The organism is Methylovulum psychrotolerans (genome assembly GCF_002209385.1).
Classification (GTDB): Bacteria; Pseudomonadota; Gammaproteobacteria; order Methylococcales; family Methylomonadaceae; genus Methylovulum; species Methylovulum psychrotolerans.
Genome location: NZ_CP022129.1, coordinates 1,419,054 through 1,440,872, shown reverse-complemented (window position 1 = coordinate 1,440,872; position 21,819 = coordinate 1,419,054). Strand labels below are relative to the sequence as shown.

Genomic DNA, 21,819 nt, shown 5'->3' with positions numbered 1-21,819 from the left:
TGCCCATGAATACCTTATCGAACAAAACGCGGCTACTCGACTGCACCTTGCGTGATGGCGGCTATTATACCCAATGGGAGTTTGCGGCGGACTTTGTCAGCGAATATTTGGAACTGGTCGCGCGTAGCCCGATACACGATATTGAAATAGGTTACCGCAGCCCTGAAAAAGACAGTTATTTTGGCCAGTATTTTTACCTGTCGCAACAGCAGTTGCGCGAAGCTAAACAGCAGTTACGCCCTGACCAACGTTTGGCGTTGATGTTTAACCTCAAAGATGTCCATGAAGACAGCATCGACGGTTTTCTTGACGATATTGAAGGGATTGTTGACTTGATCCGCTTTGCGGTCGCACCGGGTGAAATAGCCCGCGCCTTGCGTCTGCATGAAAAAGTCGTCGCCCACGGTTTTGCCTGTGCCTTGAATATTATGCACTTGAGCAAATGGAGCCATCGGGTTGAAGAGGTGCTGGCGCCTTTCCAAGGGCTTGATAATCTGGATTGCCTAGCCTTAGTGGATAGTTACGGCGGCTGTTTTCCTGAAGAGGTGGGACGGGCAGTAAATTTGGCCTGCACCATTTTTCCGGGTAATGTCGGTTTTCATGGTCATGATAACGCGGGCTTGGCGTTTGCCAATGCTTTGGCGGCCTTGGCGGCTGGAGGTTTGTCGATTGACGCGACGTTTATGGGGATGGGGCGCGGTGCCGGCAATCTGAAAACCGAGCTGATGCTGACCTATATCGGCATTGCTACGGGTACGGAAATCCCCTATTTTGAACTGAGCAAGTTTATGGACAAAATGGCCAAACTGCATGAACTTTACCAATGGGGAACGTCTTTGCCGTATATGTATTCCAGCTTGTCCGGGCAGGAGCAAGGCAAGGTGATGGATTGGCTGATTAAAGACCGTTTTGACCCATCAGTGGTTATGGGGGCTTTGCAAAATAAGCTGGTGGTGCAAGGCAGTCTGGACGACAAAGCTTTTGCTAAGCTGGCGGATTTTCCGGCAGCAACAGGCCGTAGCCGTTTCATTTTGATCGGCAGTGGTGAAAGTGCGCGGCGGGCGGCCTCGACTATCGGACATTTTGATTTGGATGATACTGTTATTTTACATACCAGCCTTAAATCGACGGATTATTTCACCGATTTAAATGGGCATTGTATTGCCCTGTCCGGCCATGAAATCCAAAAGATACCCGAAACGCGCCTGCATACTTTGGCACAAGCCATTGCTTGCTGGGTGATCGCCCCACCGCCGCGTTTTTCGGGCAGTGTTCCCGAAATCGGTGAAGTGTGCCAAGTGAACCCGGCATCCCTGTTCCTGATTACGGAGATTGCCGACGTTTCCGTGCCTAGCCCCTTGCAATTGGGGTTAACAGCAGCGGTCGAATGCGGGGCTGATGAAGTCATGCTGATAGGTTTTGACGGCTATGCTGATGATGGGGAGTCTTCCCATGCCAAACATGATGAAAATGCCAGCACTATTGCCGATTATTTGGCGGTCGCCAACGTCCCGTATTTAGTCAGCCTTGCGCCGACCTTATACCGCATTCCGGTACGGTCGCTGTATGCGATGGTACAAGCCTGTTAAAGGAGACCGCCATGTTATCGCCTAGCCTTACCATACTTGATTGCGACGGTGTGTTGCTTGATTCCAATACTATGAAAATAGCCGCTTTCCGCACTACGTTGGCTGCCTATCCTGAAGGCGTTGTCGCGCGTTTTTCGGCTTATCAGGCCCGTAATTTTGGTCGTTCGCGGTATGTTTTATTTAAGGATTTTTTTAAATTTTTGGAACGCGAGCCAGAAGCGGGCGAGCTTGAGCACTTGCTTGACCGTTATGCGGCGATTGTCCGCTCGGCTTATTTGGATGTGCCGCTTACGCCCGGCTGTATCGAAACCTTGGTCTATCTTGCCGGCTTTGGGCCGGTGTATATCGCTTCCGGTTCCGACCAAACGGAATTGCGCTGGGTTATGGAGCAACGCTCACTGAGCGGTTATTTCACCGGCATTTATGGTTCGCCGCAAAGTAAAGCCGATATTTTAACGGCTCTTGCGCCTAAATCTGCCCGCCGGGCATTATTTGTCGGGGATGCCAAAGCGGATTTGGAGGCGGCGCAACGCCACCACTGGTGCGATTTTGTCTATATGCGGCGTTTTGCGGCGGCTCCCGCCGAGATGTCGCTACTGATTGAAGGAACCGGTTTGCCCGTCATCAATGTATTGCCTGACCTTTATGAGTTATTGCCGGAATATTCGCTATAACAGAGACTTACCCGCCCTTTCCTCCCCTTATCTATCCAAGGTATCCATCTATGAACACTGCCAAAGTCACTGCGATTATTCCCTGCCGTAAGGGTAGCCAGCGCGTCGTCAACAAAAACACCCGCCCCTTTGCGGGCTTTAATCATGGCCTGTTGGAGTTAAAGCTACAGCAGCTCACCGCATCTACAGCGATAGACGATATTTTTGTCACCACCAATGACCCGGTCGTCATTGCCTATATTGAAGAAGTGCGGCCAACCTTGAACAAACCCATCATTCTTGATCGGCGGCCTGACCAATATGCCGCTGACGATTCCCTGCAAGGTCTGATCGGTTATCTTGGGGCAACGGTAGACACCGATATTATCGCCTGGACTCATGTCACCTCGCCGCTGTTTGACGCGCCGTTATATGACGCGGCGCTTTACGCGTATTTTCAGGCCAAACAAGACCACAGCGCCGATAGTCTCATGTCGGTTGATGTCGCGCAAACCTTCGCTTTGCGTTCCGGGGCATGGATTAGTCATGACAGCACCATCAAACGCTGGCCGCGTACCCAAGATTTGGAGAAGATACAACTCGTCAACAGCGCTTTGTTTGTGATTGAACAGCCATTGCTGGTTGCCCTGCAAGACCGCGTCGGCCAAAACCCTTTCTTATTTGAAACCCCGCCTTTGTATGGTTTCGATGTTGATTGGGAGGATGATTTTGCTTTAGGGGAGAAATTATATGAGGTTTTGCTTAAGGAGACTGCCTAGGGCGAGTTGCTGGAAGTCTGTTGTAAATAGGAGGTATAGGCATATAGGCGATTTGCCGTTGCAGGTGGCTTGGGCGAAAATTTGAAAAATAGCTACCCTGTACAAACTTTAGCTTGATTGTGGGGTCTAATAGCCGTGAGCCGGAGGCATCCAGTCCTTCGCGACAGCTTAGCCACAGGAGCACTGTATGTCTTTAGTTAATGTACTCGTTTTCTTCATCTTAATGCTGATTTTCATGGCAATCCGCATTGTCAAGGAGTATGACCGTGGGGTTATTTTCTTTCTGGGCAAGGTCACTGGCGTACGCGGCCCTGGGCTGATTTTGCTTATCCCTGTTTTTGAACAGATGACGAAAGTGACCCTGCGCACCATTACCATGAACATCCCGTCGCAGAAAATTATCACTAAGGATAATGTATCCATCGACATTGCCGCCGTCGCTTATTACAAAATTATTGACCCGCAAAAATCGGTCATTGCCATTGAGGATATTACCAGTGCCGTCAACCAGATCAGCCAGACCACCGTGCGCAATGTGGTCGGGCAGTTTTCGCTAGACCAATTGCTTTCTCAAACCAGCAGTATCAATTTACAGATAAAAAATGTCATTGACGGCCATACCGAACCTTGGGGCGCGGAAGTGACGGCGGTGGAAATTAAGGATATTACGCTGCCCGAAAATATGCAGCGGGCAATGGCGAAAGAAGCCGAGGCCGAACGTGAACGCCGGGCTAAAATCGTCGCCGCCGAAGGCGAGTTCCAGGCGGCGGTGAAATTGGGCGAGGCGGCGGATATTATTGCCCTGCACCCCGTCGCCCTCCAGCTTCGCACCCTCCAGACTATGGCCGAAATCGCCACGGAAAAGAATTCCACCATTATTTTCCCCGCGCAATTCATGACGACCGTACAGGAAGCCATTGCAACAATCAGGCAAGATACCCATAACAATCCCCAGCCCCCCGCCGAAAATCAGTAGTGGCGATTGGCAAGCCCTCTTCACCACGAAGGCTTGCTGTTTCACGGGATGGATAGTTTAACTACGGCTCTTTGGCGGGAGTTCCAATTGCTGGTTAATATCAGCCAAGTCCGTATCGCTAACCACCCCTGCCGCCGATTTCAGGCGGATAATATTCATCAGATACTGGTAGCGGGCTTCCAGCAGATCCCGTTTGGCGGCGAACAATTGTTGTTGGGCGTTCAAGACATCAACACTGGTGCGTATCCCGACATCGTAGCCGGTTTGGGTCGATTCCAACTGGGTTTGGCTGCTGCTTAAGGCCTGTTCGTAGGCTTTGACTTGGGCAATACTGGAGTTGAGGTTCAAATACGCCCGTTGGGTTTCCAGTTCGGTCTGGCGGCGGGCAATTTCGACATCATCTTGGGCTTTTTGCTTGTTCAGCACGGCTTGACGGATGCGCGAGCTGGTCGCCCCGCCTTGATAGAGCGGGACTTGCAATTGTACGCCGATCGTACCTGTGTTAATGTCGCTGCCAAACCCGAAGGTGCTGCCGTTAGCGGACGATTCGGTATAACTGGCGACTGCGTCCACTGTCGGCAGATGTTCGGCTTGGTTGCGTTCGATTTCTTGGCTAGACAGTTTTGCCAGATCCTGTTGGATTTGAATGCTTAAATTACTGTCCGCCGCCACTTTCAGCCATTGATCCATGGTCTGTGCCAAGGTATTGGGTTTCAGGCTGGGTTTTACCGTCGCTAGCTGCTGGGGCAACTCTCCGGTGATTGACTGTACCGCGCGTTTGGCAATTTCAATGGCATTTTCGGCGGCTATTTCTTGGGCGATAACCAAATCATAGCGTGCTTGGGCTTCATTCGCGTCGGTAACCGTGGCGTTGCCGACATCGAATTTAGATTTTGCTTGCTCCAATTGGCTTAAGATGGCGGCTTTTTGCGCGGTAATCAAAGCCAGTTTATCTTGGGCTATCAGGGCATCAAAATAGTGTTGGGTGGTGCGCAGCATCAGATTTTGTAAGGTTAAATGCAGTTGCTTGTCGGCTTGGCTGACTTGGGTGCGCAGTTGTTCCATTTGCACCAGATTCTGTTGGCGGAACAGCGGTTGCCGCGCTTCCACCCCGTATTGGTAGCCTTGATAAGAGCGTACGCCATTGGGGAAAGGTACACCCATACCTTGATAATGGACATCGGACTGCGAGGCGCTACCGCCCGCACTGAAACTGATGACCGGGCGGTATAAAGCTTTGGCTTGTTCGATCAATTCTTGCGCCGCGCTGTTGGCGCTTAAGGCCGAGGCTAAGGTTGGGTCATGTGCCACCGCCTGATGGTAAATATCCAGTAAAGACTGGGGGCTGGTTTCGGCCACCGCAGGGGTGGCCCACGCCGCCGTAGCGGCAATCAGTGTAGTAACAAAAATGCTGGGATGTCGCATAGTGGATAACCTTTATTACGCGCAAAAAATGATGTCGCCGCCTAGGATACGGCTTGTTAGGCCGCCTGTACGGATGGGTTCATGAGGAGGCTTATCAGGCCTCATCCAGTGCCTCAGGCATTTTTACCCTAAACCATGCCGCATATAAGGCGGGTAAAAACAGCACCGTCAATAAGGTCGCCACGGCCAGACCGCCCATAATAGCGACCGCCATGGGTCCGAAAAAGACGCTGCGGGTCAACGGTATCATCGCCAGAATCGCCGCTGCCGCTGTCAGTACGATGGGGCGGAAACGGCGGATGGTCGATTCGACCACCGCTTGCCACGGTGCCATTCCCCCTGCCCTATCTTGGTCGATTTGATCGACCAAAATCACCGAGTTGCGCATAATCATCCCCGACAGGGCAATAGTGCCGAGCATGGCGACAAAACCGAACGGCTTATCGAACAGTAATAAGGCCAGGGTGACCCCGATAAGCCCCAAAGGCGCAGTCAGCACCACCAATATGACCCGTGCGAAGCTTTGTAACTGTATCATTAGGATGGTCAGTACCGCGATGAGAAACAGCGGGAAGCCCACTGCTACGGAGGCGCCGCCTTTCGCGGATTCCTCGACCGCACCGCCTGTTTCGATACTGATCCCTAGCGGCAAGTGGCTTTTCAACTCGGCTAATTTTTCTTCCACTTGCCCGGACACTACAGGGGCTTGCAAATCGCCTTGCAAATTACCGCGTACAGTAATGGACGGTATACGGTTGCGCCGCCAAATCACACCTTCTTCAAATTCGTAGCTGATAGTGGCGATTTGCGCCAGCGGCACACCCACACCTGTTTGTGTGTTAATCATCAGATCCGGCAAATGCGACAGGCGGGTACGCTGTTCGGTCGTGCCACGGGCGACCAAATCAATGCGCTCGATACCCTCCCTAAATTCGGTGATATATAGCTCTTGAACCCCGCCATTCAACACCGTGGCAATATCCGCCGAACTGATGCCTAGCAAGCGGGCTTTAGCTTGATCGACACTGACTTTAATCACTTTGCTGGGTTCATCCCAACTCAGCTGAACGTTAGTCAGGTTACTATTGGCCCGCATAATGTCGGCAATTTGCCGGGCAATTGTGCGTATTTCAGGGATATTGCTGCCGTTGACCCGAAATTGCACCGGAAAACCGACAGGCGGGCCATTTTCCAGACGCAGCACCGAAGCCCGCAGAGCCGGAAAGTCATTGGCAAATAAGGTCAGCAAATCTTTGCGTAAAGCTTCGCGGTCGGCCAGGGTTTTATTCAGGATGACAAACTGGCCAAAACCACGGTGCGGCAATTGGATGTCCAGAGGCAAATAAAAGCGCGGCGCACCGCTGCCGATATACGCGACAAAATTATCAATGCCCTGATGTTGGGTATTCCATTCGAGCAGCCATTGTTCCAGCTTTTTCGCTTGGCTTTCGGTCGCCGTATAAGACGCGCCTTCCGTCAGGCGCAAGTCGACAATCAATTCCAGACGGGTCGAATCGGGGAAGAATTGTTGCTGCACTTTGCCGAAGCCGATAATCGCGAACACAAACAAGGCAAGGGTAATGGCAATGACGGTCTTACGGTAGCGCACACAGGCAGTGACGACTTTTCGGAAAACGTGGTAAAAAGCCGAGTTATAAATGTCGTGGTGGTGGGCTTGGGGTACTTTCGGTGTCAGCTTCAGCGTTGCCCGCCACCAGTTGCCCAATTTTGAGGGCTGTGGGGCTTGGCCGTAATCAGGTAGCAGATGGTAGCCTAAGTACGGTACAAAAATCACCGCCGCAAACCATGACACTAACAGGGCAATCGCCGAGACCTGAAAAATTGACCGCGTGTATTCGCCTGTGGACGAAGCGGCGGTGGCAATCGGCAAAAACCCCGCCACAGTGACTAAGGTACCGGTCAGCATCGGCATGGCGGTGGAGGTGTAGGCGAACGAAGCGGCTTTCAGCCTATCCCAACCCTGCTCCATTTTCGCCGACATCATTTCCACGGCGATAATCGCATCGTCAACCAGCAGCCCCAAGGCCAGAATTAACGCGCCCAGCGAGATTTTATGCAGGCCGATATTCAGTTGCTGCATGACCAGGAACGTTGTCGCCAGTACCACCGGAATGGTGATGGCAACGACGATACCGCTACGCCAGCCCAGTGATAACAGGCTGACCCCCAGCACAATCACCAAAGCTTCGGCCAAGGAATGGACAAAATCACTGACCGAACGGGTAACAATTTCCGGTTGTGAGGTGACGGTGTTCAGTTCCAAACCGACCAGCAAATTTTGTTTGATACCGGCAATGGCCTTATCGAGGTTATGGCCCAGTTCAATCACATCGCCGCCGTCGGTCATGCTCACGCCCAGCAATAAAGCTTCTTTGCCCTGATAGTGGACACGGTCATGGGGCGGGTCTTCATAGCCGCGATAAATTTTTGCCACATCCCCTAGGCGGAAATCATGCTGGTGCGAACGCAAGCGCAGCTCCCGCAAGTCTTCCAAATCGGTATAGCGCCCGGATACCGCAATACGGATACGTTCGTCGGCGGAATCATAAGTGCCGCCCCGCACGACGGTGTTTTGGTTTTGCAAAGTTTGGATCAGCTCTGGGGTGCTGATGCCTAATGTCACGAGTTTGGCATTGGCTATTTCGATAAATAAGCGCTGTTTTTGTTCGCCAAAAAATTCCACTTTGGCGACATCTTTGACCTTAAGCAGTTCGGTACGGATTAGTTCGGCGTGTTTTTTGAGGTCGGCATAAGAAAAACCGTCGCCCGTCAGGGCATACATACTGCCGTACACGTCACTAAATTCATCGTTAAAAGTCAGGCTTTCCAATTGTTGCGGCAGGGTATTGCGGATGTCGCCGACTTTTTTCCGTAGCTGGTACCACAACTCAGGAATGGCCGACGACATGGTGTCGTCCTTAATGATGACAAAAATCATGGTCTCGCCAGGCCGCGAAAAGCTGCTGATAATGTCAAGGTGCGGCAATTCTTGGATTTTCTTTTCCAGCTTGTCGGTGACTTGCTCGGCCATTTCCTCAGCACTCGCCCCCGGCCAAGTGGCGTGTACCAGCATGACTTTAAAGGTAAACGGCGGATCTTCCGATTGCCCTAGTTTGGTATAGCCCATAAAACCGGCCACCGTCAGCACCAACATTAAGTACAAAACTAAGGTCTGGTGCTTCAATGCCCAGTCGGTTAAGTTAAAGCCCGTATTGGCGGTTTCGTGTTCAGGAGTCTTATTCATGGTTTTGTCTCCATAACCGGACGCACCAGTTGGTCTTTAGTAAGGGTATGGACACCCGCGATGGCGATAGTTTCGCCCGTGCTTAAGCCGCTGCGGATCACTACGCCATCTTCCCGAAACTCCCCCGTTTCAACCGCGCGTGGTTGTGCATGGTTATTAGCATCAATCACCCAGACTTGGCTTTTGCCGTTATTGGCGGTTAAAGCACGGCTGGGTATCAATACACTACTGTCATTAGCGGCGTTTGGGGCAGCAAACCGGACTCCAGCGGTCATGCCGAATTTAACGGCAGCATCGGTATTTTCCAAGGTGATGCGCACGTTAAATGTGCGGGTCGCCGCGTCCGCCGTCGGGGCAATTTCCCGCACGATCCCGGTATAGGTTTTTTGCTGATCCGCCCACATTTTTAATAGCACTGGAGCTTGCAGCTTGACTTCCGCCATCCGCGATTCCGGCACGGCAACCAGCACGTCGACGGTACGGATGTCGGCGATACGCACAATAACGTCACCTGCCGCAACCACTTGCCCCGGTTCGGCCTGGATAAAGCTGACTACCCCGTCCCGGTCGGCGGTCAAGGTGGTGTATTGGGTTTGGTTGCCGGAGATATTGGCTTGGGCTTTGACTTTCGCCAAGCGGGCGCTGGATTCTTTCAACTCCGACTCCTTAATATCCAAGGCCGAGGCGGAAATGAATTTTTTGGCGAACAATTGCCGTTGTCTGGCGACTTCCGCCACCGCCAAGGCATGGCTGGCTTCCGCCGAAGCCACTTCCGCCGCCGCCGCCGCCGCATTAAGCTGGCTATCGGTGGCATCCAGCCGCGCGATAACTTGGCCTTTACTGACTCTAGCGCCCATTTCCACGCGCCGCTCAATAATTTTGCCGGCAATACGGAAACCTTGGGCAGATTCATAACGGGGCTGTACTTGCCCTATCAAACTCATTGCCGTCTCTGTGGCGCTGTCAGCTACCTGCATGACCAAAGCCGGACGCGGCGGCGGGGGGGGCTCTACAGGTTTTTCACAAGCTACCAATAAAATTAAGGCCAATAATCCAAAGAGTAAATGTCGCATTTAAAAAATCCTGTCAGGTTGGCGGAGCAGGCCGCGTAAAAGGGCGTTTTGCATTAAGCTGAGTCGGGCATCAATGTCAGTCCATTGCATCCAAATCTCATTACCTAGGGCGATTTGTAAGGAACAAACCCCGTGTACGCCCGCCCATAAGGTTTGGACAATCAGTTCGCTATCGTTAAGGTCAGCCCTGAACAGTTCTGCATCAAAAGCCGCCTGCACGATGGTTTGCAGTTGCGCATAGGCATCTTGTTCGGTATTGCCCTGTTCGATACGGGTAATGTCCATATTGCAAGGCCCGCGCGGGGTCATGAACATAAAGCGGTAATGGCCGGGATGATGTAGCGCGAATTGGGCATAGCCTTGGCATAGCGCTTGGATGCGCCGGATAGGGTCAGGAATTTGCATAATCTCGCGCATCCCTGAAGCTAAGGCCAAAAAATCGGCATCACAAACGGCTTGTAATAAGGCTTCTTTATCTTGGAAATAGTTATATAGCGTAGTGGCAGAATACTTGATTTGCTTGGCGATTTCCCGCATCGATACCGCTTCTATGCCGCGCTCGACAAATAAGCTGCGGGCGGCATCAAGGATCAGGGTGCGTAGCTGTTCGCGGTCTTGTTCGGATTTAACTTTAGGGGGCATGGGCAATAGATTATGTTATTAACGACGTTAATTTAACATTGTTAATACATTGTGTAAAAGGTTTTTTTTCGCCGTAGCTTGTTTTTTGTAAGGCGCAAATAATTCAGGCAAATGCTAATGGGTACGGATCTTGGTGTATTGGCAAGATGGCCGTATGCCAGGACCCGTTTCACGATACGGATTACGCCGAGATTATTTTGCATTCCTTACCTATTTCCCACCCAGTGGTTAGCGACAAATTTGGGATGGCTTTATGAAAAACATGATCATCGGGCTGCACTGCCCGCCTGTTCCAGCCTTGTCACACCCTCCTCCACCAAATTGTCAGGTTCCCTACAAAATAAATCCATTAAAATATGTTATAATTCAATTGGATAATAAATGGCACATTGTTTGCTTTTAGCTTAACAAACAAAGCTATCAGGTCAAAAGCCATGAAATCGACAAAAGACATTGCGGCGTTGCTGGACGAACCCGCTTGCGAGCATAACAAAAAGGAAAAATCCGGTTGTGCCAAGCCTAAGCCGGGGTCGGCGGCGGGTGGCTGTGCTTTTGACGGGGCGCAGATTGCCCTGTTGCCCATTGCCGATGTCGCCCATATCGTCCATGGGCCTATCGCTTGTGCAGGCAGTTCGTGGGATAACCGGGGGACACGCTCTTCCGGCGCGGACTTATACCGTATCGGCATGACCACCGACCTGACCGAGCAGGATATTGTCATGGGTCGGGCGGAAAAACGCTTGTTCCATGCCATTAAACAGGCGATAGACACTTACTCGCCGCCTGCCGTGTTCGTTTATAACACTTGCGTGCCTGCCTTAATCGGCGACGATATCAACGCCGTCTGTAAATCTGCCCAAGAGCTGTGGGGTGTGCCAGTCGTGCCAATAGACAGCGCGGGCTTTTATGGCACAAAAAACCTGGGCAACCGGATTGCTGGCGATGCGATGGTCAAATATGTCATCGGCACACGCGACCCTGACCCCTTACCTGCTGACAGCCCTATTACTATCCATGATGTAAATCTGATTGGCGAATACAATATTGCGGGCGAGTTTTGGCATGTGTTGCCGCTGTTAGACGAATTAGGCTTGCGGGTGCTGTGTACTTTGTCCGGCGATGCCCGGTTCCGGGAAGTGCAAACGATGCACAAAGCGGAAGTCAATATGATGGTTTGCTCCAAGGCGATGGTTAATGTCGCGCGGAAGTTGCAGCAAAGTTACCGGACACCGTGGTTTGAAGGCAGTTTTTACGGTATTACCGACACTAGCCAAGCCTTGCGGGATTTTGCCAAAGCTTTGGGTGATGACGATTTGACCGCCCGCACCGAGCAAGTGATTGCCCGCGAAGAAAGCCGCATCCGTGCCGAATTGGAGCCGTGGAAGGTACGGCTGAAAGGCAAACGGGTGTTGCTGTTTACGGGCGGGGTAAAAAGCTGGTCGGTGATTTCGGCTCTGCAAGATTTGGGCATGGTGGTGGTGGCGACGGGTACGAACAAGTCCACCGAAGAGGATAAGGCGCGGATTCGGGAGCTGATGGGTGAGGATACCCTGATGATCAATGACGGTAGCCCGAAAGCCTTGTTAAAAGTCGTCCATGATTATAAGGCCGATATTTTGATTGCCGGAGGCCGGAATATGTACACGGCCTTAAAAGCGAAGATCCCGTTCTTGGACATTAACCAAGAGCGCGAATTTGGTTATGAAGGCTATCAAGGCATGTTGGAATTGGTACGGCAATTGGCTTTGACCATTGAAAGTCCCGTCTGGCAGGCCGTTAGGGCTCCCGCACCGTGGAAAACGTTGGCGGCTTTACCGGAGGCGGCGTAATGGCTGATATTTTAAAGCGCAATAAGGCGCTCTCGGTTAACCCGCTAAAAGCCAGCCAACCGATAGGCGGCTCTTTGGCAACCTTAGGCTTCAATCGCGCTATGCCGATGCTACACGGCTCGCAAGGTTGCACCGCGTTTGCCAAGGTATTTTTTGTCCGGCATTTCCGCGAGCCTATCCCGTTGCAAAGCACGGCTATGGATCAGGCCAGTTCGGTGCTGGGGGCGGATGAGAATGTCCGCGAAGGTATCCGTAATATCGCCGAAAAATCCAATCCCGCGCTGATTACGATTTTGACGACAGGCTTGGCCGAAACGCAAGGGGCGGATGTCCACCGTAATGTCCGCGAGTTCCGCGAGGCCAATCCAGAATTTGCCGATGTCGCCGTCGTTGCGGTCAATACACCTGATTTTACGGGCAGTGTCGAGACGGGTTATGCGGCGACACTGGTGGAAATCATCCTCGCTTTAGTGCCGGATGCTAAAACCGCTGGCACCTATCCGGGCAAACGTAAGCGTCAGGTCAATGTCTTGGCGAGTTATATGCTGACTCCGGGTGATTTGGAGGCGTTACGCGATATTTTTGAGCAATTCCAGCTGCGGCCTGTATTTGTCCCTGATTTATCGGATTCCTTAGACGGTTGTTTGACCGATGATGATTTTAGCCCCGTGACAATCGGCGGCACACTTATCTCGGAAATGGCGACCTTAGGTGATGCGTTGGCAACCATCGTGATTGGCGACTCCTTAAGCAAGGCCGCCGAACTGTTGGAGGCCAAAACGGGTGTGCCTACCTATCCCCTACCCCACCTCTATGGCTTAAAAGCCAATGACGCGCTGATGTGCGCCTTGGCAAAGATCAGTGGCAACGCCGTGCCGGAACGCATCGAACGGCAACGCGCCCAGTTGCAGGATGCCATGCTCGACACCCATTTTATGCTTGGGCAATTGCGGGTCGCCATTGCCGCCGATGCCGATTTGTTGGCGGCGTTTATTGATTTGGTACAGGAAATGGGTGCGGATGTGGTGGCGGCAGTGACTTCCTGCAATACGCCGCTGTTGGCGAAAATTCCGGTCGCCAGTATCAAAATTGGCGATCTGGAAGACATGGAACTGATGGGCCGGGCAAATAAAGTGCAATTGGTCATTGGTAACTCCCATGCGGTAGATACCGCCGAACGGCTGGGTACGCCAATTTTACGCGCGGGTTTCCCCTTGTACGACATTATCGGCGGCTACCAGAAAACCTGGGTCGGTTATCGGGGCACACGGCAAACCTTGTTTGATTTGGCTAACTTGGTCATCAATTATTCGCATGAAGAAATTCCTGTGTACCACTCTGTGTACGCGCAAAAACCCGCCAGTGAACTTACCGACCGGCCACAGCCATGTCATTAACCAGACGAATGCACATTGTGCCTGACACAGAAGAGGAAAAATTTATGGAAACCGCCTTAAAAATCGCGTTCGCCACTACCGATATGGACACGGTTAATCAGCATTTCGGCTCGGCGAAATCCTTCGCCATTTATGCCGTGGATATGGAAAATTCGCAGTTATTGGAAGCCGCGCAGTTTGGCGAACTTAACCAAGACGGTAACGAAGATAAGCTGTCGGTCAAGCTTGACCTGCTCGATGGTTGTGCGGCGGTGTATTGCCAAGCGGTCGGCGGGTCGGCGATTAACCAACTGATCGCCAGAAATATCCAGCCCGTCAAGGTGCATGAAGGCAGCAAGATTAAAGACCTGATTGCCGATTTGCAAAACGAAATCAAAGCCGGCCCGTCAAGCTGGTTGGCGAAGGCGATTAACCAACACAAAGGCCCGGATCCCGAGCGCTTCAATAAAATGCTTGATGAGGGCTGGGATGAATAGCTGCCCGTTTGCCCATTGCCAAGCCGGCACAAACACCCCCACTAATCATTAAACGGAGAGAACACCATGAGTACTGCCGCATTAGTCGTAGCCGAAGACGATGTCCATTTAAGTTCTGATATTGTCAAAGACTACATTAAACAATTACGCGCGATTGACACTTACGATACTTATGCAGGTTGGTCGGAAGCTAAAATCATCGACCCGGTTGTGTTGACCAAAGAACGCAAACAAGGCATTCCGGTTATTGGCGACCCTGATGAAATCACCATCGCCCGTTTAAAAGCCTATTACAACTCGTTGGCGACCCTGATCGAAAAAAAGACCGGATTGATGGCCGCCCCTATCGTGCATCTTAGCCACGAAGGGTTTGGCCGCGCGTTAATCATGGTCGGTAAGCTGATTGTGGTCGATAAAATTTTACGCGACACCCACCGTTTCGGCTTCGCCAGCTTGGAAGACTTGTGTGACAAAACCGACAAAGTCATCGAAAAAGCGTTGGGCTTAATCGAAAAATATAACGCTGCCGCAACGGATTAAGAGGGCTTGCCATGTCTGACGATTTAAAAACCCTGGAAAAAGAAGTCAAAAAAACCAAACGCTTGGCGAGTGAACAGGCGATGGTCTTGCATGACTTGATCGAAGACCGTTTACCGGATGGTTACGGTGAATTGATGGGCATAGCCGAAAAAGTTTATGCCGCCTGCAAGGCTTGGGATGAAGCTAACCAAAAACTGCTGGCCGCCCAAGCGGCGGCGGCCTAAGCGGAGATACATCATGGCTGAATTTGTCACCGGCGTTACCTTTGGCGGTTCGGAGTGGACTCCCGCATACGTTACCGACATTAACCAAAAGACCTGCATCGGTTGTGGCCGCTGCTTTAAAGTCTGCCCCCGCGATGTGTTTGATTTGGTGGATAAGGCAGAAGCCTTGGATGCCGAGGATTTTGACGACGATTACGGTGATTTTGAAGACGATGACGATAACAGTATGGTCATGAGCATTAAAAATTCTCTTGATTGTATCGGTTGCGAGGCTTGCTCAAAAGTTTGCCCTAAAGCTTGCTTTACCCATACCCATAAAATTGCCGCCTAGCCGCTAGTCGCTTGTAACTTTTTAAAGGATATTCATCATGCCCAGACCCGAAAAACATGTGTTTGTTTGCACCCAAAACCGTCCGCAGGGTCATCCGCGCGGCTCTTGTGCCCAGTCGGGTTGTGCCGAAGTCATGAATGAGTTCATGAACGAAATCCAAGCGCGTAACTTATTTGAAAAAATCGGCCTGACCAATACCGGCTGCATGGGGCCGTGCATGATGGGGTCTAGTGTACTGGTCTACCCTGAAGGTGTGATGTACGGCAAAGTGCAAAAAGACGATGTCAAAACCATCATCGAACAACATCTGCTCGGCGGCGAGCCAGTCGCCGATTTGTTGATGCCCGCCGAGATTTGGTGATGGCCGCTGTTACGCTGATTGAAGAACGGGTGCTGTTTAGCCCGGACATCCCGGAAGCGGTCAACCAGCTTTTACAAGCGGCGGTCGCCGCCAGTTCGGTAGACCACAGCAGGGCGGAAAGGCTATTTTTACAGGCGCAAAGCTTGGATAACGCTTGCCTGCAAACCTATTTCGCCCTGTATAAGTTTTATTTTTTCCAAAAACGCCTAGCCGATGCCGAGCGCATCGTCAGGGCGGGTTTGGCGGAAGCGGCAAGACAAGGCCAGTTTCCGGTAGATTATAGCCAACTGGCGCAACAGCCCAAACAATGGGATTTGTATGCCAATGATACCACCTTGTTTTATTTGTACACCTTGAAAGCGTTAGCCTTCATCAAATTACGGCAAGGCTATGACAGCGAGGCGCAACAGGTATTGGCGCATTTGCGGCAACTGGATCCGAAAGACCTTTCGGGGGCTTCGGTGATTATGGATTTAGCGGCGGGGATGGCGGCATGAGCGATTTGACAGCACAGATTACGGCCAACCGCCCCTTAGGCGAAGCCGTATGCCAGCGCCTAAGCGCGGAAATCGACAAACTGGGTTTTGCCGCCAGCGAAGCCCTGCCTTACCCGCAGTATGACGAAGCTCGTTTCGAGCTGGTCAAAGACCCGTATACGGGGGGGCATAATCTGGCCTGCCATTGGTTTAACCATGCCAATAAGCAACGTTTGGGTAAGCTGCAATTTAACAGCGACGGCAGTTTTTATGCTGAATTTGATGTCGTCAAACCCCATCCGCGTAAAAGCCAATGGTTTGTTGAAGGGGTCACAGCCTGGGGACAAGCGGACAATATCAAAGCGGAAGCCAAATTACTGCCCTTAACTCCCTAAGGAACGGGCATGAAATAATTTCGGCATTAATCCGGCAGACCTTGTAGGTTGCCAAAACCTGCAAGGCCTTAATTGATGAGTTTATTTCATACCCATTCCTAACACATTATTTTTACTGAATATTGGAGAAAACCATGTTATTAGAAACTTATCAGGCCCAAGGCTTATTAACCGTCACTTTAGTCAACGGCCAAACCAGCACGGCGGGCGTTTATGCGTATCGCGGCGATTTGGTGCTGAAAGAAGGCGCGTTGCGCGAAGGCACCACGCACGACCGCAAGCCGCCCGAAGCACTGTTCATCCATTCGGCGTTAATTATCGAAAATGACAAAATCAAATTTATCAACGGCCTATTGCCTAAGCTCGATTTATTGCCTGTTTTTGTAGAAAAATATCAGGCCGACATTGCCAGCGATTGTGTTGCCATCGTCTATGTCGAAAATATCGCCAAAAGCCTGCAAGTTGAATTGGCCGGGGTCACTTATATCTTGTTGCCTTACAAAGAAGGCTTGGTTTGGAACGAGATTTTAGAAGAGCTATATATCGAAAAAAGCGAGCTGAAAAACCAATCCGCCGAAGATAAAGTGGCCATCGCTTATGCCGCCGCCAAAACCTATAAAACCAAAGCACCGCTGGTGACGTATGAAGAAGCGCAAGCGAATACCTTTGTCGTGGTCAAAGATGCGTCAGTAGGGGCGATTTAAGCTAGCCTTTAGCCTAAGGCATTATCAAAGGATAAGCTTTAGTGCCGCTTGGCTTGCCGGACATAACGGCTAAGCCAAGCGTCGGCTGTCTTTAGCGATTTGTCTACACCATAACTTTAAGCAAGCCAGCCAATCCGTCGGCGGCTACCCGTCTACACTACGCCCCCCTTTATGGAGTAGCCATGAAACTGCAAATAGAACGCAAATATGTAGAAGCGATGGTGGATGAGTTTCCGGGCTTGGCGGCGTTAAAAGAGCAATTGCGGTTTGGCAATAAGGCCGAAATCCCCTTCAAGCAACTTTCCGACAATGAGCTGAATTATTTGCAAGTGTTGTACCAGCAAGAGGGTGTGGCGATGCAAGGCCATGTCGCGCAATTGTCGACGCTACAAAAAGCGATGAACGACGATATTGTGACGTTTACCGAAGATGATCTGGAAATGTTGCTGCCCGCCATTGCCCATTATCTTATCCATAATGCCTTGCGCGGCTGGTTGTTTCAAGCCAATGTCGCGGGCAAGCCGATGGCTTATCTGGTCACCCGCTTGGATTACACGCCGTCCGGCGAGGAAGAGACCGGACGTGTGACACTGGAATTAAAGGCCAATGCCAAAGGCAAGGTGGCCATTTCCACCGTCACTATCCGCGCCCGTGATATTGCCAATAAAACCATTACGGAAATTTTCTTGGCCAAGGGCTATATCAAGGAAACGCCGGAATTGATCAGCAGCTATGATGAAGCCGCCGAACGTTATTTTACTTGGTGCGGCCAATCCGGCGACCAATTTCTCGGTAAAGGCACGGGCTTTTACGCCGAAGACCCTACCGCCACGCACCGTAACACCGATTGGGCGCGTAAGGATGTGGTGGTGCTGTCCACCGAAGGCGGTAATGCCCGGCTGGTCTGCGATGAAAGCATCCTGAGCGAACGGGCGTTAACCACCGATGCTAAAGGCGATATTTTGGCGAAATATTTGCGCAAAGCCGCCAAAAGCACCCGCTATAACGGCAAGGTCGAAAATGCCGTGGAAGCCACCCAAGCGGAAATCCCCAAAGGCCTGTTCATCGATTTGCCCGTACACGGCTATTTATTGATGTTCCATCTGGAACTGCATCATCATTTATGGGTGCATGTCAACGATATAGAGCCTTACCGATATCAGCCCGAACTTAAGCAAAAGCTGATTTTGCGTGAAGAACAAATTGATCTGATTGATATTTTGACCGCCGAAATGGATGTGTTAATGGATGATATTGTCGCGGGCAAATCCGGTGGCACGACCGTGTTATGCGCAGGCCCCGCTGGAGTCGGTAAAACCCTGACTGCTGAAGTCTATTCCGAAATTATCAAACGGCCTTTATACCGGGTGCATTCCGGGCAATTGGGGTTGAGCGTCGCGGAAATGGAAAAAGCCCTGAAAGAGGTGCTGACCCGTGCGCAACGTTGGGGTGCGGTGATGCTGATTGATGAAGCCGATGTTTATATCAAACGCCGTGACAACAATATCGCCATGAATGCTGTGGTTGGGGTGTTCTTGCGGGTGTTGGAATATTTCAATGGCCTGCTGTTTTTGACCACCAACCGCGTCGATGATATTGACGAGGCTATCGTCTCGCGCTGTATCGCCCTGATTAAGTATTACCCGCCGGATACTGAAGCCCGGCGGAAAATTTGGCAAGTGATGGCTGCCCAGTTTGAGCTGAATATCGATGCCGCCCTGATCGGCCAACTTGCCGATAACTTCCCGCAGGCGACAGGCCGCGACATCAAAGGGCTTGCTAAATTAGTGGCGAAGTTTTGCCAACATAAAAACGTCCCGCCGACGTTGGATGTCTTTACCCGTTGCTCCATATTTCGGGGTATGGATTTAGATCAGCCCGCTAATGGGGGACTGTCTCCAGCCGCCCTGCCGTAAATTTTAAGAGGGAAAGCCCAATGGCTATTAAGTATAAAAAAATTTCTGTTGCCGAAGCAAAAACGTTGATCCAAGCTGCCGCCCCGATGATTCTGGACTGCCGGGACACCAAGGACTATAAGGCCGGACATATTGATGACGCGCTGCATGTCCATGAGGGCCTGAAAGAGTCCTTAATCAAACGCGGCGATAAACAACGTGACCTATTGATTTATTGCTATTACGGCCATGCCAGTGAGCATCTTGCCGAATTCTTTAGCGATTTCGGTTTCAAGGCCGTCTATAGCCTGGATGGTGGCTATGCCAGTTGGCGGGAAGCCCTTCAGGCGGCCTGATGAAAACGGAAGTATGGGCTTGGCTGCAAGACAATTATTTTTCAATCGCCCAACCTACGGCACAAAACAGTGCAGGCCTGTATCCGCTAATCTTGGCCTGCCAGCAAGGCCGTAGTGATGTTGTCAGGTTTTTACTGGCCGAACAGGCCGACCTGAGTGTCGTCGATGATTATGGCAATAACGCCTTATGGGCGGCCTGTTATGCCCAAAACGGTGAGTGTATCGCAGCTTTGCTACAGGCAGGTATTGACCCGGATTACCAAAGCCCGGCCTCAGGTGCGACTGCCCTGATGTTTGCCGCCTCCAGTGGCCGGGAAGCGGTGGTCGAACAGCTTATTCAGGGCGGGGCTGATCCGACCCTGAAAAACCATGATGATTTTACTGCGGTGGACTTAGCGTCAACCCGAAAAATCCTCAAATTCTTATCCCCGCTTGTTAAACCAGGAGCTTGAAATGGACGCATTACCCCGTGAACTGGCTTTACGCATCGCTTTGGCATCACGCATCTTACCCGGCATTGATATACCTAAATTACTGGGCATACTGCATGAACGGGTCGGTTCGCCGTTAACTGACGAAAAGCTCAAATCCATCACCGTCACTAACCTAAAAACGGGCTTGGGCAGTTTAGATGGCGAAGAAGACGGCGAAGACATCGGCATCGGTCTGGCCAATATCAAACTGGCGGTACGCTATTTGTGGGGTGATGAAGACCAAGACGAAGATTTGCCGGAAATTATGCCCTACCAAGACGGCGACCTGCCCGAATCGATCCGGGTCGCCATCGGCTCGAACAGTGGTGCGTTAATTAACGGCCATTTTGGCTCGTGCATCCGTTTCCTGGTCTACCAATTATCGGCTACCGATTACCGTTTAGTGGACATCCGCTCGACCATCGAAGCCGACAGTGCCGAAGACCGTAACTTGTTCCGCGCCCAATTGATTAAAGATTGCCATGTCTTATTCGTGCAGTCTATCGGTGGGCCAGCGGCGGCAAAAGTAATCCGCGCCGATATTTATCCGATTAAAGTGCCGGATGTCACCGAAGCGGTGGCGCAATTGCAGGAATTCCAAGCCGTTTTTGCCGCGCCGCCACCTTGGTTTGCCAAAGCCCTGGGACGGTCTGCCGAAGACAGCGTCCGTTTCAGCCATGATGCAGCAGCAGAGCAGTCGGCAGTCGGTTAAGGCAACGAAAGCATAATATAGCCTGGGCAGGCTGATACTGCCGCCCAGATTTTAAGCTGGCTTAGCCGATAATAGCATATTGTCAAACAGACGGGTAAACTAGACGGTGTTTTAAACCTCTAGCCAAACTGTCCCGCTTATGAGCCAAACCCATATTTTTGCCGACATTCCCAAGCAATTGCCAGAAGAGCTTTTCACGACCTTGTTCAAAAACCCGCACGTCCATATCGAGCGCATTGTCTCGCAAGGCCATGCCAGTGCCGAGGGTTTCTGGTATGACCAGCCTTGGGATGAATGGGTGTTGGTCTTACAAGGCCAAGCCCAGCTTGCTTATGAAGACCAAGCTGATAGCCTATTAAATGCGGGTGATTATGTGCTGATTACTGCCCATACCAAACATCGGGTGGCATGGACGGCGGCGGAAGAAGTCACGGTATGGCTGGCGGTACATAGTTGCTCGCCGGACTAAAGCGGTGTGCAAGGGCTTTTAGCCTTTACCGATGGTTTAGGTGTGTATCAATCTTTAAAATCCTAGCGGCGATCTACAAAATGGCTAAAAACTATTTTATACCAAGCTGGCTTTCCGTTATTCCTAGCTTAGGAACGTGCATAATGTAATTTAGCCAATGATATAAGCTAAGTAGTGGTGCAGAAGTTTGTTAACAAAAATCCTGTTAAAATGGACGCAATATTAACTGCTTCCCCCGGTTCAATTTCCGCGCCGCCAAGCAGCATTGGAGGTTAGAGGACTTCATGAACATCGGCGCGGCCCAAGTCGGCAATGCCGCCGACCTTTCCCTGTTCATGGTGACCTTTTCGCAGGTGATGGCCGCCAAAATGGGCGGTGACGAAAAACTCGGCATTTTGGACATGAAGACGCTCTTCAGGGCGCAAAAATACACGCTCCGCGTTATCAAATCGCTTGGCCTGGACGTGAAAAGTTTATTAATCGGCAACACCGTCTTCGGGGCTGTAGAAATCGGCAGGATCCATCCCAAATAGGGCGGCGTTTGGGAAGGGGCTTTAGGCCAATCAGTGGGTTGGGGGCAATTCAGGCTTCAGCTTAACCTATCCATTTGGCAAAGGTATTGTAAGAAGATTTCATTATCAGCAATACACTGAAAAAGTTCATTATAATAAGCACCTATACTTTGGCTTTAGGCGCTTCCCTTTTCTACCTTACGTTTCATCTGTTGTTTAGGTGCGGCAGCGGCTTAAGTCTCCCGTTTTCTTACCTATACGGTTACG

At 51.3% G+C, this 21,819-nt stretch carries 24 protein-coding genes; 20 read left to right on the top strand and 4 right to left on the bottom strand.

The features are described from left to right. The first annotated feature begins 5 nt into the window (after positions 1-5). The 4 genes from CEK71_RS06530 (at position 6) to CEK71_RS06515 (ending at position 3,997) form a co-directional block, all read left to right on the top strand. The gene (locus CEK71_RS06530; protein WP_157679030.1) at positions 6-1,589 is read left to right on the top strand and encodes a beta/alpha barrel domain-containing protein; all 1,584 of its coding nucleotides are present in this window, start codon (positions 6-8) and stop codon (positions 1,587-1,589) included. 11 nt (positions 1,590-1,600) lie between these two features. Then, positions 1,601-2,263 carry an HAD family hydrolase gene (locus CEK71_RS06525; protein WP_088618629.1) on the top strand — a complete coding sequence of 221 codons (663 nt, stop codon included), beginning with the start codon at positions 1,601-1,603 and terminating at the stop codon, positions 2,261-2,263. Between the two features lie 50 nt (positions 2,264-2,313). Continuing rightward, entirely contained in the window at positions 2,314-3,021 is a 708-nt protein-coding gene (locus tag CEK71_RS06520) for an acylneuraminate cytidylyltransferase family protein (protein ID WP_088618628.1), read from the top strand. Positions 3,022-3,208: 187 nt separating this feature from the next. Then, positions 3,209-3,997, top strand: a complete 789-nt coding sequence (locus CEK71_RS06515) for an SPFH domain-containing protein (protein WP_088618627.1) — start codon at positions 3,209-3,211, stop codon at positions 3,995-3,997. Positions 3,998-4,054: 57 nt separating this feature from the next. Here CEK71_RS06515 and CEK71_RS06510 read toward each other — a convergent pair whose 3' ends face one another. The 4 genes from CEK71_RS06510 to CEK71_RS06495 all read right to left on the bottom strand — a co-directional run bounded on the left by CEK71_RS06510 (position 4,055) and on the right by CEK71_RS06495 (position 10,402). Then, a complete protein-coding gene (locus tag CEK71_RS06510; protein WP_088618626.1) occupies positions 4,055-5,422 on the bottom strand; it encodes a TolC family outer membrane protein in 1,368 nt (455 codons plus the stop codon). A 94-nt stretch (positions 5,423-5,516) separates the two neighbouring features. Then, positions 5,517-8,687: an efflux RND transporter permease subunit gene (locus CEK71_RS06505; RefSeq protein WP_088618625.1), complete on the bottom strand. Its 3,171-nt coding sequence runs from the start codon at positions 8,685-8,687 to the stop codon at positions 5,517-5,519. Then, positions 8,684-9,760: an efflux RND transporter periplasmic adaptor subunit gene (locus CEK71_RS06500; RefSeq protein ID WP_088618624.1), complete on the bottom strand. Its 1,077-nt coding sequence runs from the start codon at positions 9,758-9,760 to the stop codon at positions 8,684-8,686. Before CEK71_RS06500 ends, CEK71_RS06505 begins: the two co-directional genes overlap by 4 nt. Next, positions 9,761-10,402 (bottom strand): TetR/AcrR family transcriptional regulator, encoded by a 642-nt coding sequence (locus tag CEK71_RS06495; RefSeq protein WP_088618623.1) that lies wholly within the window; start codon positions 10,400-10,402, stop codon positions 9,761-9,763. It lies immediately after the preceding gene. A gap of 434 nt (positions 10,403-10,836) precedes the next feature. Between CEK71_RS06495 and nifE the strand changes: the two genes are divergently transcribed. The 16 genes from nifE (at position 10,837) to CEK71_RS06415 (ending at position 21,573) form a co-directional block, all read left to right on the top strand. Then, positions 10,837-12,231 carry a nitrogenase iron-molybdenum cofactor biosynthesis protein NifE gene (nifE, locus tag CEK71_RS06490; RefSeq protein ID WP_088618622.1) on the top strand — a complete coding sequence of 465 codons (1,395 nt, stop codon included), beginning with the start codon at positions 10,837-10,839 and terminating at the stop codon, positions 12,229-12,231. Continuing rightward, the gene (gene nifN / locus CEK71_RS06485) at positions 12,231-13,628 is read left to right on the top strand and encodes a nitrogenase iron-molybdenum cofactor biosynthesis protein NifN (RefSeq protein WP_088618621.1); all 1,398 of its coding nucleotides are present in this window, start codon (positions 12,231-12,233) and stop codon (positions 13,626-13,628) included. The genes nifE and nifN overlap by 1 nt, the downstream gene beginning before the upstream one ends. After that, entirely contained in the window at positions 13,619-14,104 is a 486-nt protein-coding gene (gene nifX / locus CEK71_RS06480) for a nitrogen fixation protein NifX (RefSeq protein WP_088618620.1), read from the top strand. The genes nifN and nifX overlap by 10 nt, the downstream gene beginning before the upstream one ends. Positions 14,105-14,170: 66 nt before the next feature. Next, on the top strand, positions 14,171-14,644 hold the full coding sequence (locus tag CEK71_RS06475; protein ID WP_088618619.1) for a NifX-associated nitrogen fixation protein: 474 nt from the start codon (positions 14,171-14,173) through the stop codon (positions 14,642-14,644). An 11-nt stretch (positions 14,645-14,655) separates the two neighbouring features. Continuing rightward, positions 14,656-14,868 (top strand): CCE_0567 family metalloprotein, encoded by a 213-nt coding sequence (locus tag CEK71_RS06470; RefSeq protein WP_088618618.1) that lies wholly within the window; start codon positions 14,656-14,658, stop codon positions 14,866-14,868. A gap of 13 nt (positions 14,869-14,881) precedes the next feature. Continuing rightward, positions 14,882-15,199, top strand: a complete 318-nt coding sequence (fdxB, locus tag CEK71_RS06465) for a ferredoxin III, nif-specific (RefSeq protein WP_088618617.1) — start codon at positions 14,882-14,884, stop codon at positions 15,197-15,199. A gap of 37 nt (positions 15,200-15,236) precedes the next feature. Next, positions 15,237-15,560, top strand: coding sequence for a (2Fe-2S) ferredoxin domain-containing protein (locus CEK71_RS06460; RefSeq protein ID WP_088618616.1), 324 nt, complete (start codon positions 15,237-15,239; stop codon positions 15,558-15,560). After that, positions 15,560-16,057 carry a hypothetical protein gene (locus tag CEK71_RS06455; protein WP_088618615.1) on the top strand — a complete coding sequence of 166 codons (498 nt, stop codon included), beginning with the start codon at positions 15,560-15,562 and terminating at the stop codon, positions 16,055-16,057. Before CEK71_RS06460 ends, CEK71_RS06455 begins: the two co-directional genes overlap by 1 nt. After that, the gene (locus CEK71_RS06450; protein ID WP_088618614.1) at positions 16,054-16,431 is read left to right on the top strand and encodes a hypothetical protein; all 378 of its coding nucleotides are present in this window, start codon (positions 16,054-16,056) and stop codon (positions 16,429-16,431) included. The genes CEK71_RS06455 and CEK71_RS06450 overlap by 4 nt, the downstream gene beginning before the upstream one ends. Positions 16,432-16,565: 134 nt before the next feature. Further along, a complete protein-coding gene (locus CEK71_RS06445) occupies positions 16,566-17,135 on the top strand; it encodes a hypothetical protein (RefSeq protein WP_088618613.1) in 570 nt (189 codons plus the stop codon). 182 nt (positions 17,136-17,317) lie between these two features. Beyond that, entirely contained in the window at positions 17,318-19,051 is a 1,734-nt protein-coding gene (locus CEK71_RS06440) for an ATP-binding protein (RefSeq protein ID WP_088618612.1), read from the top strand. Positions 19,052-19,071: 20 nt separating this feature from the next. Beyond that, on the top strand, positions 19,072-19,386 hold the full coding sequence (locus CEK71_RS06435) for a rhodanese-like domain-containing protein (RefSeq protein WP_251827730.1): 315 nt from the start codon (positions 19,072-19,074) through the stop codon (positions 19,384-19,386). After that, the gene (locus CEK71_RS06430; protein ID WP_088618611.1) at positions 19,386-19,838 is read left to right on the top strand and encodes an ankyrin repeat domain-containing protein; all 453 of its coding nucleotides are present in this window, start codon (positions 19,386-19,388) and stop codon (positions 19,836-19,838) included. The genes CEK71_RS06435 and CEK71_RS06430 overlap by 1 nt, the downstream gene beginning before the upstream one ends. 1 nt (position 19,839) lies before the next feature. After that, positions 19,840-20,571 (top strand): dinitrogenase iron-molybdenum cofactor biosynthesis protein, encoded by a 732-nt coding sequence (locus CEK71_RS06425; RefSeq protein WP_088618610.1) that lies wholly within the window; start codon positions 19,840-19,842, stop codon positions 20,569-20,571. Positions 20,572-20,710: 139 nt separating this feature from the next. Continuing rightward, a complete protein-coding gene (locus CEK71_RS06420) occupies positions 20,711-21,040 on the top strand; it encodes a cupin domain-containing protein (protein WP_088618609.1) in 330 nt (109 codons plus the stop codon). Positions 21,041-21,324: 284 nt separating this feature from the next. Then, entirely contained in the window at positions 21,325-21,573 is a 249-nt protein-coding gene (locus CEK71_RS06415) for a hypothetical protein (RefSeq protein ID WP_088618608.1), read from the top strand. Positions 21,574-21,819 lie beyond the last annotated feature (246 nt).

What these genes read in the sequence shown, in the direction of transcription:
- CEK71_RS06450 (WP_088618614.1), top strand. Translation starts at nt 16,054, where the DNA reads ATGAGCGATTTGACAGCACAGATTACGGCCAACCGCCCCTTAGGCGAA.
- CEK71_RS06440 (WP_088618612.1), top strand. Translation starts at nt 17,318, where the DNA reads ATGAAACTGCAAATAGAACGCAAATATGTAGAAGCGATGGTGGATGAG.
- CEK71_RS06475 (WP_088618619.1), top strand. Translation starts at nt 14,171, where the DNA reads ATGAGTACTGCCGCATTAGTCGTAGCCGAAGACGATGTCCATTTAAGT.
- fdxB (WP_088618617.1), top strand. Translation starts at nt 14,882, where the DNA reads ATGGCTGAATTTGTCACCGGCGTTACCTTTGGCGGTTCGGAGTGGACT.
- CEK71_RS06520 (WP_088618628.1), top strand. Translation starts at nt 2,314, where the DNA reads ATGAACACTGCCAAAGTCACTGCGATTATTCCCTGCCGTAAGGGTAGC.
- CEK71_RS06460 (WP_088618616.1), top strand. Translation starts at nt 15,237, where the DNA reads ATGCCCAGACCCGAAAAACATGTGTTTGTTTGCACCCAAAACCGTCCG.
- CEK71_RS06495 (WP_088618623.1), bottom strand. Translation starts at nt 10,402, where the DNA reads ATGCCCCCTAAAGTTAAATCCGAACAAGACCGCGAACAGCTACGCACC.
- CEK71_RS06415 (WP_088618608.1), top strand. Translation starts at nt 21,325, where the DNA reads ATGAACATCGGCGCGGCCCAAGTCGGCAATGCCGCCGACCTTTCCCTG.
- CEK71_RS06445 (WP_088618613.1), top strand. Translation starts at nt 16,566, where the DNA reads ATGTTATTAGAAACTTATCAGGCCCAAGGCTTATTAACCGTCACTTTA.
- nifN (WP_088618621.1), top strand. Translation starts at nt 12,231, where the DNA reads ATGGCTGATATTTTAAAGCGCAATAAGGCGCTCTCGGTTAACCCGCTA.
- CEK71_RS06530 (WP_157679030.1), top strand. Translation starts at nt 6, where the DNA reads ATGAATACCTTATCGAACAAAACGCGGCTACTCGACTGCACCTTGCGT.
- nifE (WP_088618622.1), top strand. Translation starts at nt 10,837, where the DNA reads ATGAAATCGACAAAAGACATTGCGGCGTTGCTGGACGAACCCGCTTGC.
- CEK71_RS06505 (WP_088618625.1), bottom strand. Translation starts at nt 8,687, where the DNA reads ATGAATAAGACTCCTGAACACGAAACCGCCAATACGGGCTTTAACTTA.
- CEK71_RS06510 (WP_088618626.1), bottom strand. Translation starts at nt 5,422, where the DNA reads ATGCGACATCCCAGCATTTTTGTTACTACACTGATTGCCGCTACGGCG.
- CEK71_RS06435 (WP_251827730.1), top strand. Translation starts at nt 19,072, where the DNA reads ATGGCTATTAAGTATAAAAAAATTTCTGTTGCCGAAGCAAAAACGTTG.
- CEK71_RS06430 (WP_088618611.1), top strand. Translation starts at nt 19,386, where the DNA reads ATGAAAACGGAAGTATGGGCTTGGCTGCAAGACAATTATTTTTCAATC.
- CEK71_RS06425 (WP_088618610.1), top strand. Translation starts at nt 19,840, where the DNA reads ATGGACGCATTACCCCGTGAACTGGCTTTACGCATCGCTTTGGCATCA.
- CEK71_RS06455 (WP_088618615.1), top strand. Translation starts at nt 15,560, where the DNA reads ATGGCCGCTGTTACGCTGATTGAAGAACGGGTGCTGTTTAGCCCGGAC.
- CEK71_RS06470 (WP_088618618.1), top strand. Translation starts at nt 14,656, where the DNA reads ATGTCTGACGATTTAAAAACCCTGGAAAAAGAAGTCAAAAAAACCAAA.
- CEK71_RS06515 (WP_088618627.1), top strand. Translation starts at nt 3,209, where the DNA reads ATGTCTTTAGTTAATGTACTCGTTTTCTTCATCTTAATGCTGATTTTC.
- CEK71_RS06525 (WP_088618629.1), top strand. Translation starts at nt 1,601, where the DNA reads ATGTTATCGCCTAGCCTTACCATACTTGATTGCGACGGTGTGTTGCTT.
- CEK71_RS06420 (WP_088618609.1), top strand. Translation starts at nt 20,711, where the DNA reads ATGAGCCAAACCCATATTTTTGCCGACATTCCCAAGCAATTGCCAGAA.
- nifX (WP_088618620.1), top strand. Translation starts at nt 13,619, where the DNA reads ATGTCATTAACCAGACGAATGCACATTGTGCCTGACACAGAAGAGGAA.
- CEK71_RS06500 (WP_088618624.1), bottom strand. Translation starts at nt 9,760, where the DNA reads ATGCGACATTTACTCTTTGGATTATTGGCCTTAATTTTATTGGTAGCT.